Source organism: Desulfopila aestuarii DSM 18488 (genome assembly GCF_900143695.1).
GTDB classification, from domain to species: Bacteria; Desulfobacterota; Desulfobulbia; order Desulfobulbales; family Desulfocapsaceae; genus Desulfopila; species Desulfopila aestuarii.
On sequence record NZ_FRFE01000002.1, the window covers coordinates 271,066 to 290,682 of the forward strand.

A 19,617-nucleotide genomic window follows, 5' to 3' on the forward strand; every position below is an offset into this window, starting at 1 on the left:
GGTCTATTATTTAGGTTGTTCCCAGCGTTGGGGAAGTGTTTTCATCCAGGGTTGAACATGACATTCTGCGCATTTCAGAGTTGATTTACTGTGCATGCTATGGCAGTCAACGCATTGTATGTCACCCACATGTTCATCGTGCGGATGAACTTGAGCTCCTTTGGATGTATAAACCACTTTCTTTTCAATCTCGTTTGCATCGTGGCATCTGAGACAGAACTCGTCCTGGAACGTCCCCTTTTCTGGATACGCTGAAGAGGCATCATGGCAATCTTGGCAGGAAAGGCCTGCATCGCCATGACTTTTTGCGAGAAGGTCCCCTGCGCTAAGAGAATCCTGGTAGGGTTTTATATCTTGAGGAATTTTGTTTTTTTCGACTGCTTCAGCTGTGAAGCTGCATGCCAGCATGGCAAAAAATAGTGATAATAACGCCGTAACGAATTTCTTGGGCATTAGATAGCTCCTTCCAATAAAATAACTGGTCTAAGACTACTCATTCATGATTGAACAGGTCGAATTTTCAAGGTAATTGACCGTACTAACGTGGCCATGTGAGCAGAGAAATACTGCATTCTCATCCTCTTTAGTTGAGTTCCAGCATTTCCCATTTCCGCAGTTGGCCTGCTGTATTTTTTTGTTTTTTCCGTGTCGTTCTCCTTCTAGTATTAAATTCATGGATCAAAGCCTATCAGATCAACCAAAGGCAGTTTTTAAACATGATATTTGCAAGTGGATTGTGAGAAAGTTCGTGATTTCTATCGTTGCAGCTTACTGCGTGGCAACCTTGAAGGGAGTCGAACAAAGGAAAGAAATGCGGAGATACTATTACCCGTTGTGCAATCGTGTATGGAAAACAAGGCGATAGCCACTTCAATCGTGACTATCGCCACACCTGTACCACTGTTTAAAGGCCAAGACAAATGGCAGCCTTTTTTATATCATGCGGGCTTCTTCTCGATTGCTTCACCTATATATTTTCGCAATCCATCGAAATACGCGGTCAAGCCATCTTTACCAATTATCCAAGGATTCGCCTCTCCGGCTTTCAGGTTTCTCACCGCATCCAGCATGTCATAGCCATGAGCCTCAAAGAGATGTGCGTTGATCTTCACCGTCGCATTTGCGGCCTGCGTCTTTTTTTCGAAATAATCAATAGATTCTTTATATGTCAGTTTATCAGACATTTCTCTTGGCGCGCCAGTTCCACCCCATTGTGCTGCTATATAGGTTTTTCCGCCCTGCTTTACCGGAAAAATGAGAGACATACAGCCTGGGGTGTGCCCCGGTGTATCTATGACTGTCACTGTCGTGTCACCCAAGGTAATTTTCTGACCGTCACTCATGGGAGAGACAATGCTTGGTTTTGGCGAACGGGGCCCGTTCGCACCGGTACTGACTGCTTTCATAAAACCGATATCAGTTTTACCCAGCAATATTTCTGCATTGGTCTTGTCTTTGATATATTGAGCGCCGCCATAGTGATCCCCGTGACCATGGGTTAAAATTATTATTTTAACGTCCGCGGGGTTTAAGCCAAGTTGCGTGATGCCATCAAGAATGAGTTTTCCGTCACGATTATCCCACATGGAGTCGATGACAATAATCCCCTCGGATGTTGTTAATACCCAGGCAACGACACTTCGACTACCAATACAATACAAATTGTCAAAAACCTTCGTAGGTACCAGAGCAGTATCATCAAACAACTCTTCTGGAAGTCCTGGCGGAACACCTGGAGGTACACCAGTAAAGGTACGAGGTTTATCGAGTTCACTCAGCGTGGCCTCTCCCTGTCCAAATGCTGAACTTACCGTACCAAATGGACCAATCAAACTCGTGGAGGCTACACCTAGTGCAGCAACAGCACTCGTTTTCAAGAAACTTCTTCGCTCAAAATCAATTGTTTCCTTGTTTTTCAAATCCATCTTCAGCCTCTCAATGTGAGTTGTTTTGCAAGTTCACAGTCGTGAAAAAAGGTTATTTTCTCCAATACATTGAGACGTTGTCCCAGATCAAAGTTGATCTGGTATGCTTGCTGTAATTGCAAGGTTACCTGTCTCAACGCTTTGCTCTGACTGTGGGTAAACCTTTTTCTTCTGCAGTATAAACCACCCGTTTATCAGCCTTCCGGAGTACTCAGGATTCCTGAGCTTCCAGACTCTTCATCCACTGTTTCTCAAGTTTTATCATCGCCTTGGTCACTTTCTCAGCATGGCTTTTTGCAAGTCGCGCAGCCAGTTCACCATCGCGACGTTTCAAAGCGTCGAAGATTTCTTCATGGTCCTGATCATCGTGGACCTGGAAATCTTCAGGCTGAATATTGACTGCGAAGACTTCCAGAAAATCGAAGATAATCTGCATGAAACGAAGGTAGATCTCGCTACCGGTGGCTATTGCGACGAGCCGGTGAAAATCGGAATGGAGTTGGATGCGAAGTCTCAGGTCTCTGGTTGCACCTGCATCATGCACCACCGCTTCCATTTCCGTCAGCTGCTCGTCTGTGGCGTTCTGCGCAGCCAGACGGAATACTTCCGGTTCGAGGAGAAAACGCGCCTGGGTCAGATCAGCCATGGAGAGTTTGCCAATCCGGAGCAGGTCTTCGAGGTTGTCCCTGATCGAGATATTGCTCAGATCGGTGACGTAGGTACCGCCGCGGCTGCCTCTTCGGACATCCAGAAAACCCTGGATCTGGAGGGCCCTCAGGGCCTCGCGCAGAACCGGCCGGCTTACGCCTAATTGCAGCGACAAATCTTTTTCACTTGGCAGCGATTGACCAGGTCTGAAATCACCACGAAAGATTGCATCTTTTATGGATTTCATTGCCTCCATATACAGATTCTGGGGCCGTCCGACATTTCGAAGAGGTAATACCATACTGTTCCAGTAGCGTCATTTTTGGTGACAAATTCGATTAATAAAAAAACTTGACACACCATACCAAATTCTATAATACTTTGTCAAACATCAAAGGTCATACGTTTAACATATTAAAAATGGCTCCCAGTAAAATGGGTGCCAATGTGAAACATCAACGTGGATGAAGGGGTTTTGACATCCATTACAGAAAAACAGCAGGAGGCCAGATCATGAAAAAAAATAAAATACAAGTACTGTGCGAACAGGAAGCGGGCCAGGCCGAGGTACTTCAGGGAAATATTGCTTTTGCGGTTGGTTGTGTGCGGGCAGGAATACACAGCGCAGATGGTTATCCAGGAACCCCCAGCACTGAAGTCATCGACCGTGGTCTGTCACAGGTGCAGGACAAGATCACTGTCGGTTGGTCGTTGAACGAGGCAGTTGCAACATCCGTTGCTTTCGGCCACACCCTGGCCGGTCGAGATTCGATTGTCACCATGAAAATCCCCGGCCTCTTCCAGGCTGGCGATATTTTCACCAGTTCTTCATTTTTTACCGAGGAGCGTGGCGCACTTATCTATTTCATCGCCAGTGATTTTGCCCCCAGCTCCACCCAGCACTTAGTCGACCCCCATTATCTCTTCAAAACCTGCTTCCTGCCTGTATTTGAACCCCGTAATCACCAGGAAATGCTGGAAGCCGCAGGTATCGCTGCCGATATCGGCCGACGATACAAGACTCCAGTCGTCGTGCTCGCCTCCGGTGGACTCTGCCATAGCGAGGGCTTGGTTAAGTTGAATCCGATTCAGAGCCGTGAGCCACTGGCGATGGACAAGAATTTACGCGCCTTCAACCTGTTGCCGGGTATGGCACGCAACAATTACGATACAGTCCTGACTGAGCGGATGCCTGCCCTCATGAAGATGGTTGAGGAATCTCCTTATAATGAATGGATTAAAGGCTCAGGTAAAATCGGCATCATTACCACCGGCATCAACACCGCCTTTGCCCTCGAAGTAAAGGAAGCCTTCGGCGAAGATATCGATATCCTGTCGCTTGGTTTCACCAACCCTCTTCCCAAAAAACTCATTCAGGAGTTCCATGCGGCAATTTCTGGAAAAGTCTATGTCATTGATGACGGTTACAAGTATCTCCAGGAAGAGCTCACACTCATGGGCCTTCAGGTTTACGGTAAAGAAGAATTGGCACCTCGTACCGAATATACACCCGCTGCAATAGCAGAGGTTCTCGGACGTGAAATAACGACCAAGGGAGCTTCGCTGGCCCCTGTTAAACGTCCGCCGATGATTTGCCCAGGTTGCCCATACGGCCTGTTCGCTCAGACCGTTTCCACCATGAAGCGACGCGGCAAGCTGGAAGCCATTTTTGGCGATATCGGCTGTAATGCCCTTCTCTATTTCATGAACTCCCTTGATACCGGTCTTGCCATGGGTGCAAGTGAGGCCAAACGTATGGGATTTGTTCTCTCCCGCCCGGAAATGGCTGACAAGTGCATCAGCGTGCTAGGCGACGGTACTGAGTGCCACAGCGGTATGGACGCAACCCGCAATACCGTCTTCCGCAATGTACCTGGCGTAAAAGTTGTTCTCGACAACTACTGGACAGCCATGACCGGTGGCCAGCCCTCCCCGTCCTCACCAGTCAACCTTGCTGGAGATCCATGTCGGTTCGATCTGCTTAAGGCTCTTGAAGGTACCGGCACCAAAACTGTTGCAGTTAATGCATACGATCGTAAAGAGTTGCAAACCGGTTTGCGTCATGCCTTGAAAGATGCCGCAGAAGGACAGTTCACAACCCTGGTCGTTCGCGGCTGCTGCCTGAAAAAGCTGCCTGCAGCACAAAAAGGCATCCGTTTGAAGATCAACGAGGAGAAATGCGAACAGTGTGATTCCTGTCTCATCTGTTCAGGAATCGAGAAAGGACCAAACGGGTTCCCACAGTTCAACAATCTCTGCTCAGGCTGCGGCGAACAGGGCAATGCCTGCATGCAGATGTGTCCTCACAAAGCGATGGAACCCCTTACCGAAGCTGATAAGGTCAAAACCAGTGCCGCACGTTTTGATGAGCCACCCGCCCTGACAGATGTTCGTCTGGACCGGAACTCACTGCCCGCCAGGTTGAGTCTTGCTATTCGCGGAGTTGGTGGCCAGGGCAACCTGTTCTTCGGCAAAGTGCTCACCCAGGTCGCTTTCTTAAGTGGTTATGGCGAAGAGAACATTGTCAAGGGTGAAACCCATGGCATGGCCCAGATGGGCGGGCCGGTTATCAGTACCTTTGCCTGTGGCAAAGTTCACAGTCCGGTACTGCTGCCAGGCGAAGCTGACTGTTTGATCGCCATGGAAATGAGCGAGATACTCCGACCGGGTTTTCTTGAGCTGCTGCGCCCGAACGGTACTATCCTCGCGGCCAAAACAGTTCTGGTACCGCAGGGTATGGATAAAAAAGATTACCCGGAATTGGACGCTATCAGAAAGGCAACGGAAGGCTTCAAATTAATCGAAATCGACGTCCTTGAGGCAGCGCTTGGACTTGGCGACACAACCGGTCGCATCGCTAACGTTGTTATGATGGGCGCCTTGAGCATGATGGCTCCTTTCAATCAGATCCCAGATCAGGTTTGGCTCAGAGCCTTGAAGCAGGTCACACCTGCTCCGGCCTGGGGTGGCAATTACCAGGCATTTCTTGCAGGGCGAAAACTTCTGTAAGAAACAAAGTTAATTCCCGTTTTCATAGACAATTTCGCCGATACCCGGCGAAATTGTCAGATTTTATCCTCCGATAAGTGATGAGTGAGACTCCGAGATAGCAGTTGCTGTGTCTCGGAGTCTGCATTTACCGGAAGTCCAGGATTACCTGCACTCAAATACAACACCGTGGTCCCGGATGGACGCGAAACCAGGAGAAAGTTGTCATGACAATAAATAATGCTACAGCTGTTGCCGCTTCAGAGCGTTCGCAGCGAATCTATCAATGTCTGTTCCGGCCGCAGAGCATCGCGGTTGTCGGAGCCAGTACTGCCCCTTTGAAGCCTGGTGGACGGGTGTTTAATCTCATCCATCAACATGGGTACGCAGGGACTCTCTGGCCGATAAACCCTAAAGCCACAGAACTCCACGGAGTACCGGTTATTCCATCGATTGCCGCCTTACCCTCCGCCCCGGATCTGGCACTGATTGCCATACCGTCCCACATGGTACTCGATGCAGTCACCGAACTGGCCGAAATGGGCACAGGTGCGGTTATTGTTCTCACCTCTGGCTTTGGTGAAAAAGATGCTGCTGGTAAAGAGCTTGAAAACAAAATGAAAGAGGTGGCTGATAAAGCCGGTATGGCCCTGATCGGCCCCAACTGCTCCGGCTTTCTTACCACAACATATAAAGGCAAGTTCGCTGGCATTGTTCCCCAGTTGCCAGGTGGAGATGTGGATTTCATCAGCGGTTCCGGTGCAACGGTTGACTATGTAATGGAATGCGCCGAGGCCCGTGGACTCTCGTTTGGAACCGTCATCAATCTCGGTAACTCTGCTCAATTGGGCGTTGAGGATCTGCTGAAGATTTACGATGAAAACTACAATGAGGATTGTGCCAAGATCCTTATGATTTACATGGAAGCCGTCAAAAAGCCGGCACTCTTGCTTCAACATGCAAGGAGTCTTGGCAAAAAAGGCTGCGTCATGATTGGCATTAAGTCAGGAGCTACCGAGGCGGGTTCACGGGCCGCTGCCAGTCATACCGGTGCCATGGCCACAAGCGATACTGCAGTTGAGGCACTGTTTGAGAAAGCTGGCATTATCCGGGTTGCCGGTCGTGGGGCCCTGATCGATGTTGGCTGCGTTGTTAAAGCGGTTAAAGGACGTCTCTCCGGAAAACGCGTCTGTATCGTAACCGATGCAGGTGGTCCGGGAGTTATGCTGGCCGATGAGCTGAACCGGGCGAAAATGGAACTCCCTGCTCTGTCAGAGAAAACTCTGGAAGAGCTTGCCAAAATCCTGCCGGCAGAGAGTTCGATCATTAATCCTATTGATGCTCTGCCGTCCCGTACGGATAAACAGATTGAGGCTATCATCCGCGTCCTGGGTGAACTCGAAGCGGATAATCTAGATGCCATCGCATTTCTCACAGGCGATTCAGGCCTTTCCGACAATGCCGCAATCTATCAGGCGATATCCGATGCGGCACCCAAGAGCCCGATTCCGATCCTGCCGATGCTGAGCTCGCTTACCTCTTGCGGCGAGAAGATTGACACCTTCATCCGACAGGGCAATGTCTTCTTTCCAGACGAAGTGGGAATGGCGACTGCCGTAGGCAAAGTCGCCGGTTACTTCGAACCGGTTGAGGTAACTGACCGTCCTGCCGGCTATGACCAGACTGCAATCCAAGAGGCGTTGACTGGAGTTGAAGGTGCCCTTGATCCGGCTATCGTTAAACAGGTGCTTCTTTCTGCCGGTTTTGTTCTGCCTGAACAAATCGAGGTATTCGAAAAAGAGCAACTTGCTGCACAGTGCCAGCGCATCGGTTTTCCGCTTGTTATGAAGGTCATCGGCCCGCTGCATAAGACTGATGTCGGCGGGGTCCGCCTCGGCATTGCCAATGAAGAAGACGCCCTGAAGACCTGGACAGAGCTCATGGCAATAAACGAGGCTACTGGTGTTCTCCTGCAGCCTATGGTAACTGGTCAGGAAGTGATTCTTGGCGCCAGCCTTGAAGGGGAGTTCGGTCATCTCGTCATGTTCGGCCTTGGCGGTATCTATGCCGAGGTATTAAAAGATGTACGTTTTGCTCTGGCTCCACTCGCACCAGTGGAAGCACGTCGAATGATAGATGGAATTCGTTGTCGTCCACTGCTTGACGGTGTCCGCGGTGAGCCGGGAATGAATGTCGATATCCTGTCAGATTTCCTGGTCCGTCTTGGTCATCTCGTTGCTGATTTTCCAGAGATCGCTGAGATCGACCTTAATCCGGTCAAAGGCACCGGCGATCGTCTCTATGTTGTAGATTCCCGCATCATCATGAAAAAATGAGAATCACTTTTTCATAAATACACTCTTCATTGGCGCGGCCAACAGCGCCCGCGCCAATGAAAAATACAAGTTTCCCAGGGGCGTTAGTACGAATTATCACAATTTGATATTATCGTCCTCCACTACCTCCTACCGACACGCATAATCTTCCTTACCTATCCTTGGTTTGCAAAATGTCCATTACCAATTTTCACAGGTGTGCAAGTCCTTTCGATGGAAACCAGATCACACCATTTGTGGTAATTTCGTCAATAACCATTGTGGATATATAAACGATACTATTGGCGCGTCCATTACCTGCAGAATCGTGGAAAACTCAGATAAACTACTCTGTAGTTAACAATGACCTATAGATTCAATTAAATTGCATTATAGATTGTTTAACGAAAAACAATTTTCAATTACGACGAGGCGACAAAAATGCGCTTAACCCTGAAAAATAAATTTCTTCTACCAAGTCTGTTGCTCATATTTTTTGGAATGGGAACAAGTGGTACCATCTCGTATTACAAAGCAAAGAATGCCATCAGCGATGCGTTGAATTCACAAATAAATCAGCAAGCTGAAGAGACTATCAACCTGATGGACAGTTGGCTGAACGATCAAAAAAGAGATATCGTTTACTGGAGCAACCGAAAAGACTTTGTGGGCTTATTAGCAGGGACATCTTCTGCAGAAACCGCTGTAAAAGATCTTCAGGATTTAAAAAAAATTATCCCTACTATATATCAGTAGTACTTGCCGATGCCAATGGTATTATCGTCGCTGATCCCAATCAAAAAGATATGACTCAAAAGGATAATATTTCTACCAGGTCCTATTTCCAAACGGCAATAAAAGGAAACACTTATGTCTCTGAAGTGCTCTTAGATCGAAAAACCAATGTGCCCATCATCGTTATTTCTACTCCCGTCATAAACAATGGAAAAATAATCGGAATCATGTTCGGTGTTGTTAACTATAGCGCCTTCAGTGAGCAATTTATCGATACACAAAAAATTGGCGAAAATGGTTACACATTTTCCTTTATGAAGAATGGAATTACCGTCAGTCATCCAAACAAAGAGAAGGTCTCGAGAGATAACATTGATACCTTGGACTTTGGAAAGAGAATGATGCAAACAAAAAATGGTACGGAACTGTATGAGTTCAACGGTGTCAATAAAATTGCCGTGTATAAAACCAACAACCAACTCGCTTGCACCATCGTCATAACCGCTGTGGAAGATGAGGTTTTTGCTGCGGTCACCTCACTCGGCCGTGCCAATCTTCTGGTAACGGCAGCAGTAATTGTCATTGCCTCATGTATAATATTTTTTATTACAAAATCAGTCGTTACCCCAATCAACAGGGTGGTCGACAGCCTGAAAGATGCTGCCCAAGGAGAAGGAGATCTCACCAAAAGAATCGTGATCACAACAGATGATGAAGTCGGCGATCTCGGTAAATGGTTCAACCTGTTTGTTGAGAAAATACAGATCATCATTCAGGATATTACCGGTAATACCTCCGAGCTTGAGAATTCATCAGGCAAGCTGTTGGAGATTTCCAGATCCATGGCACAAAGTGCCGAAGATGCCTCTCATAGGGCAAATACCGTGGCAACCGCGTCAGAAGAGATGAGCGCAAATATGAGCTCAGTGGCAGCCGCCATGGAACAAGCCACGACCAACATACATATGGTATCCTCTGCCGCAGAAGAAATGACCGTCACCATCAACGAAATTGCCAATAACGCAGCCAAAGGTAGCCAGATAACGACAAATGCAGTCTATCAGACACAGGAAGCATCCGAACAGGTTGGCGAATTAGGACGTGCTGCTGAAGATATCGGCAAGGTAATTGAAACGATCACAGATATTTCTGAACAGGTAAATCTTCTTGCCCTCAATGCCACAATCGAAGCAGCCAGAGCCGGCGAGGCTGGCAAAGGTTTTGCGGTTGTAGCAAATGAGATAAAAGAACTGGCCAAACAGACAGCTGCCGCCACGGGTGAAATAAAAGATAAAGTAACAGGCATTCGCTCTTCTACCAGTACTACCGTTAACCAGATCAGAGAAATCAGTGCAGTTGTCAATGAGGTAAACGATATAGTTTCTACAATTGCCTCTGCAGTTGAAGAACAATCGGCCACAACCAATGAAATTGCCGGTAATGTATCCCAGGCATCAGCAGGACTTATTGAAGTAAATGAGAATGTAGCCCAAGCAAATTCCGTAACTTTGCAGATTACCAAAGATATTACTGAAGTGACTTCCGCTTCGGATGAAATATCCAACAGCAGTGAACAGGTGAAGACCAATGCTCTCGGTTTGGCAGAACTTGCAACTCAACTCAATAGCCAGGTGAATAAATTTAAAGTGTAATAGCCTCGTAGGGAAATATTTCTCCATCGTTTTCGGTCTGAAATGATAAAGGCCATACGTACCCTATGTATGATCAGATTGTCATTTCAGACACAACACCTCGTCATCGAGTTTTCTAAAGAAGGTTGTACGTGTCTGCAGAGCCAGTCTGCATGATCAAGCTTGCTTTGCAAGAAACCGTCTCGTGAGTCCTGTTACAAAAAGCCTGATAACCTCAACCAAGAAGATACGTGATGGAAAAACATAAGATATTTATGGCCGGATCGATGTATCCGGGGATACGAACAAAATTTGAAAATGCCTATAATGTTTTCCATATTCAGAGTGAGGCAGATTTTGCATCAATTCCTGACAGCTGGTCGAAAGAGTGTCGCGTTTTTGTAACAAACAGCGGAACCGGGATTGAACGAAATCATCTAGCCGCATTACCAGGTGTGAAGCTGGTTGCAAATTTCGGGGTTGGGGTAGATTTGATTGATGTGAACTACTGCACCCAGAACGGGATAGCGGTCTCCAACACTCCTGGAGTGATAACAGATGATGTCGCCGATTTAACCATCGCTCTCTTGTTGGCCACAGTAAGACGAGTTGTTGCAGCAGACAGATTTGTGCGCGAGCGAAAATGGTTGGAAGGCCATTTTCCGCTTGGCAGTTCCATAAGAGATATGAAAATCGGTATCGTTGGCTTAGGGGCCATAGGGCAAGAGGTAGCTCGGCTCTGTAAGGCTTTCGGTTCAGACATAGGCTATTTTGGTCCCCGGCGTAAACCTGTTGAGTACACTTATTATCAGAGTCTCGAAGATCTTGCATGCTGGGCTGATGTTTTAATCGCCGCCTGCCCCGGTGGAAAGGCAACACAGGGAATCATCTCCGCACCTGTTCTGGATAGACTTGGACCACAGGGAATTTTTATCAACGTTGCCAGAGGCTCTGTTGTCGATGAGCAAGCCCTGGTGGAACGCCTTGTCAACGGGGGAATCTGGGGGGCCGGGCTTGATGTTTTTTCGACTGAACCGAATATTCCAGAGGAGTTGCTCAAGCTCGATAATGTTGTGCTGCAGCCGCACCTTGGGGCAGCAACACATCGTTCAAGATTAAAAATGGGGGAGTTAACCCTTGCCAACGTCGATGCTTTCTTTGCAGGTAAAACATTATTGACACCTGTTAACCTTTGATCGTCTCGTAAAAATAACGATATACATAGAGCTGGCGCAAGCAAGACTACACTTGCACCCTGACATTGTATGCCTGTTTATGTCAGGCTATGCAACTGATATCATTGTTCACGGTGATCTATTTGAAAAGGGGCTTCACTTCATGGAGAAACCATTTGCTAAAGATGACCTGACGACAAAGGTCCGTAAGATACTCGACCAAAAGTGAAGGTGCAAAATATAAGGCCCAGACAGAACTGCCCGGGCCTATAATAAAGGATAACCACAGTATGGGTATGCGACCCTTACCCTACCCTATATTCATTTCCATACATTTTGAATCCACCCAACCAACACTCACCTGACAGCCTAATTCATTCTTGAGTAATTCCGCCAACTCATCTCTTGCACTGAGAACAGCCGCATCGTTTACCCCGGAAAAACCGTCAATCGGATAGAAAACCGCATCTGTGTTCTCCGTGATCATGCCGGAAATGCCTTGCCGCCAGATCCACCGGCGGGTCTTGATATCACTCCCTCTTGCATACACCAGCTCACCAACATCAACGTTCTCAGGCTCCTCCGATCCAAAAGGTACAAAGGTATCCCCAGGCACTGAAAAACGAATCTCGATATCGTCCTCGCTGGCTCTGAGATCATGGGCACCGATAGGTAATATGTATTTCAGGGAAATGGCGTTTCCGAGGTCCACCACGGTGTTAATTGTCGGGAAATTGCCACCTTTCAAAATCCGTTTGACCAGAGCCTCAATGGAGCACATGAACTTGTTCGGGTTGTAGCCAAGTGTCTGGAATGCGCTCCTGTAGACCGCTATTTCTGGTAACTCCCTGATATTGACGTCGAGCAGACGATCACGAATGTTTGCAATCGAACCCTCCAGAAGGTCGCCGATTTTCTGCTGGCTCTTTGTGTTATCGAGGCCGTAGGCCGTTACTACACCAAAGCAGCACGTTGGCAATGTTGCAAACACATCCGGATGTACTTTAAATTTCACGTAATACTCCTTTAGAAAATGAGCTCCGACCTCAACCCAATGAGGGCTCCGGACATGGTCCGTTTGGTAACGTCAGAGGGTCGGCTTATAAACCGTGTTCCAGGCAAATCTCAAGGATGGCACCTATATGGGCTTCCATAGCCTGGCGCGCCCGTATTGGATCGTGGTTGACAATAGCCGCGAGGATTTCCTCATGCTGCCGGTCCACCATCTCACCTATATTAAGTGATTCCAATACATTAATATATGAATAGGACATGGCATAGGTCTGCACTTCATAAAAGCTTTTCATCAAGTGGATCTGAACCACATTCTTACTGGCATAGGCGATATTCATGTGAAAACTGATATCCGTATTGATGCGAATCCTATTTTCAATACGTTCTTTTTGTATTCGCTCAAGGCCTTTTTTCAGCAGTCGAATATCTTCATCTGTCGCTCGTTTTGCCGCAAGTTCAGCACTTTTCACCTCAAGTGCCATACGGATTTCCTGGATATCGGCGATAGTATACACTTCACCGTTAAGCGCCTGGAGCAATGGTCTCTTATCGATAGCCTGATCTTGATCAAGAACAAACACTCCCACGCCTCGACGGCTTTCAACGAGCCCCTGACTGATGAGTCGCTGGATCGCTGTACGAATGGTCGGCCGTCCAACCTGGAAACGCTCGGACATATCACGTTCTGACATTAAACGACCACCAGGCTCAATCTCCCCACGATAGATCATATCGCGAAGCTGTTCATGAACCAAATCAGCGACGTTGCGATGTTTCACAGGCTTAATCATGTACCTATCCTATTGAAAATGCTTTGCCTTAACCTCATGGCGAGAATTAATCGACTATCGCGCCCAACTTTACACACAAGGATCAGCACAATAAGATACCGTAACGTTTCGTCTCTTGCCAGAAAGATAATAAGAGATTCCCATCATCGCCTATCATTTGGCCGAAACAGAACATCGCGCCCCAAAAGTTGGGGCGGGCATTCAGATTTCACCTTTAGGAGATAGATCTTATCGAAGGTTTGAACCTCTCATCTCAAGATGTATTTTCGCGTGGAAATGCGGTTGTCAATGAAAGGAAAATTCAGAATCGAATGGATAGGAACAACAAAGCGGTTTTTTACTGCAGTACGGTTATCTGTGGCACGGTGAGAGAATTTTGCCATTTGCTCAACTTATTGCTCTGTTAAAACGGCAAATTATTTTTGGTTCATCCGTATTTCTCGAAACATCTGTTCCAAGACCATCATACTGCTTTTAGTACTGGAGCCGTGAACATACATTGTCTCATAGGCAAGTTGAGGCTTTCTAGACCGTAATGCCTGCAGGATGTTGTTGTGATCTCTATCTTCATGAACATGCGAAAATTTGTCGCCAACCACTTTAAGAAACATATAGGTAAATTTCATGAAACTACGAATGGATATGGCATAAAAAGGATTGCCGCTCATCTCGCCGATTGCGTTATGAAATTTAATATGCGCCTGGATGCGTTCATCCAGCGTTTTGGCCTGTGCTGCCAGGTTGTGATATTCTGCAAGTTTTTCGAGCTCATCATGAGTGGCCCGAATGGCTGCGGCCCGTGCAGCTTCAGGTTCAATAAGCAGACGGGCCGAGAGAAGATCTTCTATCTTCATCTGGCCCATCAATACGAGATCACTATAAAGATTATCTATCTTCTCAGATTCAAGGATGTTTTTGACAAAGGTGCCGCCATTCTTTCCCCGACGTGATTCGAGGTATCCCTGGGCTTTAAGAATACCAAGAGCTTCGCGAATTGATGCACGGCTGACGGAATATACCTGCGCTAACAATTCCTCGTTTGGAAGCACATCTCCCGGCAAATATTCCTGGAAAGTAATTTTCCTCTTGAGAAGAGTGACAATTTCATCACTACGATTAGGTATGACACTCTGAGATTGGGCAGGAACAGCTTTTGAAAGATCCACGATATCACCCCAACATTGTATGCAAGATATTCAAAAGAGAAGATGAAGAAAATCATGCCGGGTGACATTGCGAAAATGACCCGTTGCATTCGTACACGCCAACAATAACCTAACAGTTGAGATATCGTCTAGCAACGGGTATTTTATGCTTTTTATGTCGTCGCCAGACAAGGTGTTTCCTGTTTCAGGTTGCCTGCGGCAGCAAGAATCAGGCCCAGCGCCATTCCAAGCAGCGCAGCAATCAGCATCTGGAATTCTGCCGGCAGCAGAAATGTAATGGTGTGGGCAGGAATCCAGAAAAACGGAATGGTTTTCTTGAAAACAACATTCCACATTACCTTCCAGTCGATGTCCCTGAGCGCCTGAGCAAAATCGATTCTATGAGACAAAAAAGCTGAAAGTTTTCCGCCATTGCTGGTGATATGCATGTCTGTAATCTTATGCATTGTCATCATTACAGGAGCAAAAGTCATATTCATTGCAGCGCTGATGCAAAAAACAGTTAAGACTTTCAGCTCCATAGAGCCTGAAAAGAGGTCAGCAGTTTTATCCGCAAACCCTAAGTATACTAGGACTGATGGAGTTCCCGTATAAAAAACAGTGAATGCCGTCTTAATGATTACTCCGAGTATCCCCCATACGAACATTCTTGGAAGTATGCCAAACCCCGGCTGATTGTAACTTCCTGTACGCATCCTCAGAGCAAGACATTCTCCAAACGTCGCCAGAATAGCAAACTTGAAAAAACTTAAAATAAATCCATGGTGAATACTGGCATTCCGAAACGCTTCACCAGCTTCCGGGATAAAAATAAACACGCAAGAAAACAAAAACACCGCCATAAAAACTTTAAAATCTGCAACCTTCATTCCATTCCTCAGTGCAATGTGGCTCATGTTACCACACCGTAAAAAATTAATATTTCCTACTACTTCCTGTATTTTTGAGAATAGTGTCTGTGCACAGACACTATTCAATATAGTTAAAAATCAAGCCCCCACCCAAGTCAGTTACAAGAAACAGAGATGCCTACGAGAAGAGGGCAAAATGCCATTATCGGATGAAGGCAGGAATTACGATGTATCCGTTTGTAAAAGAGCGTGTAGACCGGGCAAAAATTGGTCCAGGAAAACAACGGCAGCATTCACAGCATCATGTAAGGACGACCATTTTGACAATAGTAGCAGTTGTGTCTTCTTTGCAGATAAAATTCACACACGGTCTGGACCTTCATTCAAAGGAAGGTGAACTCCTGTGTGAATGAGAAATTATTAAAAGTCTGACATTATGTCAACTAAAAACATCCCATAAGGTCAGACGAATAAACAGTTCACTGAAAATGATATACCTGAAAACATAAACACGCCCCTTGAAGGCTATCAAGCCCATCGACCATGGCAGTGAGTACTCACAACTACGATGATTATCACTTTGTAAAAAAAACATGATCTCATTGACATCTCATCGCTGACATACTACCCACATTCATGCATTAAATAATCGTTTTTTATGTGATATTATTTCGCATGCCCAGCGATGAAGACCCAACAGGCCGACAAGAAACAGAGAGATTTTTAACGATGTACCTTCCCTCAACTCCGAGTTTCAGGAGATACTCGGGCATATGATCAGGGAACCAGTCTCCATACAAAAAAACATCATGCCATGTTTGAGAAAAATCAATTTTTCATCACGCCAAAGATGAAAAATTACCGCTACTACAATCTCGAATCACGAACGAGACGAAAAAAACAGCAACAACCAAGCCGGATTATTACATGTAAAAACAAATACATTCAGACGAAACCGCGTTTTAAATTTTCATATTCAACAGCATAACAGTAATTTACCACCAACATCATGACGATGGCAACGGCAACAAAAATGAGTTGACAAGAGTTGACAAATAGAATTAATACATCTGACATTATAAGTTGGCGTATGAGTAAAAAATGAAATCTTGGTGGTGGAAGACCTTGAAACTGGAACGGAGCAATTTAGCTTCCAGCTAAACATACCACTTAAGTTAACGTTTAATTTACACAAATACAAAGTTGGACATTTACCATCTTGTTTTTGTCTGACTCAGCGCCCGCTTGAGGGGACGAAAATTATCAGACAGCCCACCTGCCTGGTTGGCCTTATTGTTATTCCGGTTCTATTGCGGGGCTTTGGAATATGGAAATGCGTTACGCTGCTTCGGAGGAAAGTCATGAGTACTGCTAAAACATCTCAAAATGTTACCAAGGATCTCGATAATTTTATTGAACCGGAAAGAATCTACAGGGACGAAGTTCGAAGAACAGCCTATTCCGTCGATGCCAGCATGTTTGATCGTGTGGCCAAGACAGTAGTCGACATACAAGACGAACAGGAAGTCGTCAAATTACTTGAGCATGCTCGTACGACCGGCACCCCTATCACCTTTCGTGCCGGTGGAACAAGCATTAATGGACAGTGCAGCGGTTCCGGCATTTTGGCTCGGATTCGCGGCCCGTTCTGGAACCAGACCAAGGTAATGGATGAGGGTAGATACATCCAGGCCTGGAGCGGCGTTCTTGGAGCAAAAGTCAACGAGTTGCTGAAGCCTTTTCAGAAAATGATGGGCCCTGATCCTGCATCCCTTGCCTCGGCAAATATGGGTGGCATTATAGTCAATAATGCAGCCGGAATGTGCTGTACTGTCGAGCAGAATGCCTATGCAACAATGAAGGATATCAGGATCGTATTAGCAGATGGCACTATCCTTGACACCTCAGATGCCGAAAGTGTGGCTCAATTTCGTAAAAGTCATACATCGCTGCTCTACAAGCTCATTGAATTGCGCAATGAATTACTCAGTAAGCCAGAGGTCGCAGAGCGCATTAAACGAAAATACAAGATTAAGAATACCTGCGGATATGCAGTAAACGCCTTTGTTGATTTTGAGGATCCTATCGATATTCTTACGCATCTCATGATAGGCTCTGAAGGAACACTCGGATTCGTTACCAATACAACCCTCAGAACCATCGACTGTCATTCATTCCGGGCGACGACTCTTATCTTTTTCCCGGATCTTCGCACTGGCACCAAAGCAGTTTCACGCTGGCTGGAAACTAAAGCTGCCAATGCCGCTGAGCTTTTTGACGGTCCGACTCTGCAAGCATTAGTCAATCTCCCTATAGCCCCCAAGGTAATGCAAGGCATCGACCCAAATGCATGCTGCGTTCTTCTTGAGGCGAAAGCTTCTAACCAGGCAGAACTGCAGGAAAAGGTTGATGCTCTCTCAGGGGCCATCAGCGACCTTGAAGTCCTTTCAGACTATGAATTCTTCACCGACGAAGAGCAATGCGAGTCACTTTGGGCATTCAGGCGCGCCTTGTTTCCTGCTTGCGTTGGTAACAGAGAAGCGCATGAATCGGTACTGCTCGAGGATATCTGTTTTCCTGTCGACAAAATCGAAGAAGGCGTTAGCGAACTGGGCAAGCTCTTTGGCAAGTATGGTTATATCGGTGGAGTACATGGACATGCCTTTCATGGTAACTTTCATTTTGCTATACCTGTTGACCTCAGCACAGAAAAAGAACTCCACAAAATGCACCAATTCCTTGATGAGGTTATGCAGGTCGTAGTGAGCTATGATGGATCACTCAAAGCAGAACACGGAACGGGTTATGCCGTGGCGCCTTTTGTTAAAATGGAGTGGGGTCAGGAAATCTACGATATTATGTGTCGTACCAAGAAGCTTCTTGATCCTTTCAATATCCTGAATCCAGGCGTACTCATCAATGATGATCCGACCTGTCACACCAAAAGCCTGAGAGTGCCTATCGCAAGCCATCCCAAGTTGGATAAATGTGTCAACTGTGGTTTTTGCGAACCAGTATGCCCATCAGGTAAAATTGCATCCAGCCCACGGCAACGTGTTTCTTTATGGCGAGCGATCGCCCATTTAAAAGATAGCCAACCTGCCAAGGCAATGGAGTGGGAAAAGGCTTACGATAAACTTGGCACGGATTTATGCGCCACAGATGGGATCTGTACCACTCGTTGTCCGATGCGGGTTGACGTAGCGGGTTTTGTCCGCGACAGAAGAGATCAGCTCGCCAGCAAGACAACCAAAAAAATTGCGAATAAAGTTGGCTGTAGCATTGGGGGCGCCACCCGAGGTGCCGCACTGCTTCTCAATGGAGTTGCCCTCGTTCAGCGTCTTGCAGGTGATGCTTTTATGTACAAAAGCGCAGGCCTTGCAGAAAAGATTGTCGGCCCCAGCCTACCGACATGGAATGCACATATGCCAAAAGGTGCAAAAAAGCTTCCCACCACCAGTTCCAAGGGCAATGATGTTGTCGTCTATGTACCGTCATGCGCCATACGCACCATGGGAGATAGCGTACACGATCCAGCCGAGTCACTGGCAGAGGTCACGTTGCGTGTACTTGAGCGGGCTGGCTTTCGTGTCGTTTATCCGGACAACATTAACAAATTATGTTGTGGTAAGGCATTTGAAACGAAAGGCCTGTTTGAAGAAGCGGATAACAAGAGCCGTGAAATGGAAGCTGTACTGTTGAAGGCAAGCGAAAATGGCAAATATCCAATTCTCTGCGAAACCAGCCCCTGCCTGGCTCGGATGCGCAAAGTAATGGATGAAAGATTAAAGATGTATGAACCAGTTGAATTTGCAACCAAATACCTGGTTGATCGCTTGACTTTACAAAAGGTTGCAAAGAAAATTGCCATCCATCCAACTTGCTCGACCCGCCTCATGGGCCTTGCAGAGCCTTTCATGAAACTCGCCCAGCAGTGTGCGGAAGAAGTTGTCTGGCCTCAGGATATCCAGTGCTGCGGTTTTTCTGGAGATAAAGGTTTTTCACATCCCCAGCTTAACGAAGTTGCTCTGGCAACGCTGAAAAATCAGATTCAGGGATGTGATATGGGTTATTCCACATCACGAACCTGTGAAATCGGCCTCTCCCTTCATGGAGAGGTTCCATATCGCAATATCTTCTATCTCATTGATGAGTGTATGGGAAGTGCATCATAAACTCGCAATGGTCAGTATGGATAAGAGAAGAAGCAACCTATAAGAACGCCTTGAATAGTTGCTTCTTCTCCCCCATCTCTTCGCTGTGCTGATAATCTCATCCCCACGCAAACCATATCTGGGCCTGTGGTGAATTATTCGCACGCCTCGACAGTTGACCAACGATTCAATTATTCAAGGTTTTATATAGTAATTTGAGTTTA

At 46.6% G+C, this 19,617-nt stretch carries 13 protein-coding genes; 6 read left to right on the forward strand and 7 right to left on the reverse strand.

Annotated elements, in window-relative coordinates:
* Positions 1-6: 6 nt before the first annotated feature.
* From BUF15_RS03020 to BUF15_RS03030, 3 genes are all read right to left on the reverse strand, one after another.
* Positions 7-453, reverse strand: a complete 447-nt coding sequence (locus BUF15_RS03020; RefSeq protein WP_073611976.1) for a cytochrome c3 family protein — start codon at positions 451-453, stop codon at positions 7-9.
* 485 nt (positions 454-938) lie between these two features.
* On the reverse strand, positions 939-1,925 hold the full coding sequence (locus tag BUF15_RS03025; RefSeq protein WP_084553412.1) for an MBL fold metallo-hydrolase: 987 nt from the start codon (positions 1,923-1,925) through the stop codon (positions 939-941).
* Between the two features lie 211 nt (positions 1,926-2,136).
* Positions 2,137-2,820 carry a FadR/GntR family transcriptional regulator gene (locus tag BUF15_RS03030; RefSeq protein ID WP_159441209.1) on the reverse strand — a complete coding sequence of 228 codons (684 nt, stop codon included), beginning with the start codon at positions 2,818-2,820 and terminating at the stop codon, positions 2,137-2,139.
* A gap of 266 nt (positions 2,821-3,086) precedes the next feature.
* On the opposite strand from BUF15_RS03030, the gene BUF15_RS03035 reads away from it, so the two are divergent.
* From BUF15_RS03035 to BUF15_RS03050, 5 genes are all read left to right on the forward strand, one after another.
* Positions 3,087-5,582, forward strand: coding sequence for a 2-oxoacid:acceptor oxidoreductase family protein (locus BUF15_RS03035; protein WP_073611978.1), 2,496 nt, complete (start codon positions 3,087-3,089; stop codon positions 5,580-5,582).
* Positions 5,583-5,788: 206 nt separating this feature from the next.
* On the forward strand, positions 5,789-7,897 hold the full coding sequence (locus tag BUF15_RS03040; protein WP_084553414.1) for an acetate--CoA ligase family protein: 2,109 nt from the start codon (positions 5,789-5,791) through the stop codon (positions 7,895-7,897).
* Positions 7,898-8,317: 420 nt separating this feature from the next.
* Positions 8,318-8,632 (forward strand): hypothetical protein, encoded by a 315-nt coding sequence (locus BUF15_RS27635; RefSeq protein ID WP_234981096.1) that lies wholly within the window; start codon positions 8,318-8,320, stop codon positions 8,630-8,632.
* A gap of 23 nt (positions 8,633-8,655) precedes the next feature.
* A complete protein-coding gene (locus BUF15_RS03045; protein WP_234981094.1) occupies positions 8,656-10,263 on the forward strand; it encodes a methyl-accepting chemotaxis protein in 1,608 nt (535 codons plus the stop codon).
* Between the two features lie 233 nt (positions 10,264-10,496).
* Positions 10,497-11,438: a 2-hydroxyacid dehydrogenase gene (locus BUF15_RS03050; protein WP_073611980.1), complete on the forward strand. Its 942-nt coding sequence runs from the start codon at positions 10,497-10,499 to the stop codon at positions 11,436-11,438.
* Positions 11,439-11,727: 289 nt separating this feature from the next.
* On the opposite strand, the gene BUF15_RS03055 is transcribed toward BUF15_RS03050, so the two are convergent.
* From BUF15_RS03055 to BUF15_RS03070, 4 genes are all read right to left on the reverse strand, one after another.
* Positions 11,728-12,432, reverse strand: a complete 705-nt coding sequence (locus tag BUF15_RS03055) for a B3/B4 domain-containing protein (protein ID WP_073611981.1) — start codon at positions 12,430-12,432, stop codon at positions 11,728-11,730.
* Positions 12,433-12,517: 85 nt separating this feature from the next.
* Positions 12,518-13,222, reverse strand: coding sequence for a FadR/GntR family transcriptional regulator (locus tag BUF15_RS03060; RefSeq protein ID WP_073611982.1), 705 nt, complete (start codon positions 13,220-13,222; stop codon positions 12,518-12,520).
* 416 nt (positions 13,223-13,638) lie between these two features.
* On the reverse strand, positions 13,639-14,388 hold the full coding sequence (locus tag BUF15_RS03065) for a FadR/GntR family transcriptional regulator (RefSeq protein WP_073611983.1): 750 nt from the start codon (positions 14,386-14,388) through the stop codon (positions 13,639-13,641).
* 152 nt (positions 14,389-14,540) lie between these two features.
* Positions 14,541-15,284 carry a hypothetical protein gene (locus BUF15_RS03070; protein ID WP_200802316.1) on the reverse strand — a complete coding sequence of 248 codons (744 nt, stop codon included), beginning with the start codon at positions 15,282-15,284 and terminating at the stop codon, positions 14,541-14,543.
* A gap of 1,316 nt (positions 15,285-16,600) precedes the next feature.
* Here BUF15_RS03070 and BUF15_RS03080 point away from each other — a divergent pair.
* Positions 16,601-19,414: an FAD-binding and (Fe-S)-binding domain-containing protein gene (locus BUF15_RS03080; protein ID WP_073611986.1), complete on the forward strand. Its 2,814-nt coding sequence runs from the start codon at positions 16,601-16,603 to the stop codon at positions 19,412-19,414.
* Positions 19,415-19,617 lie beyond the last annotated feature (203 nt).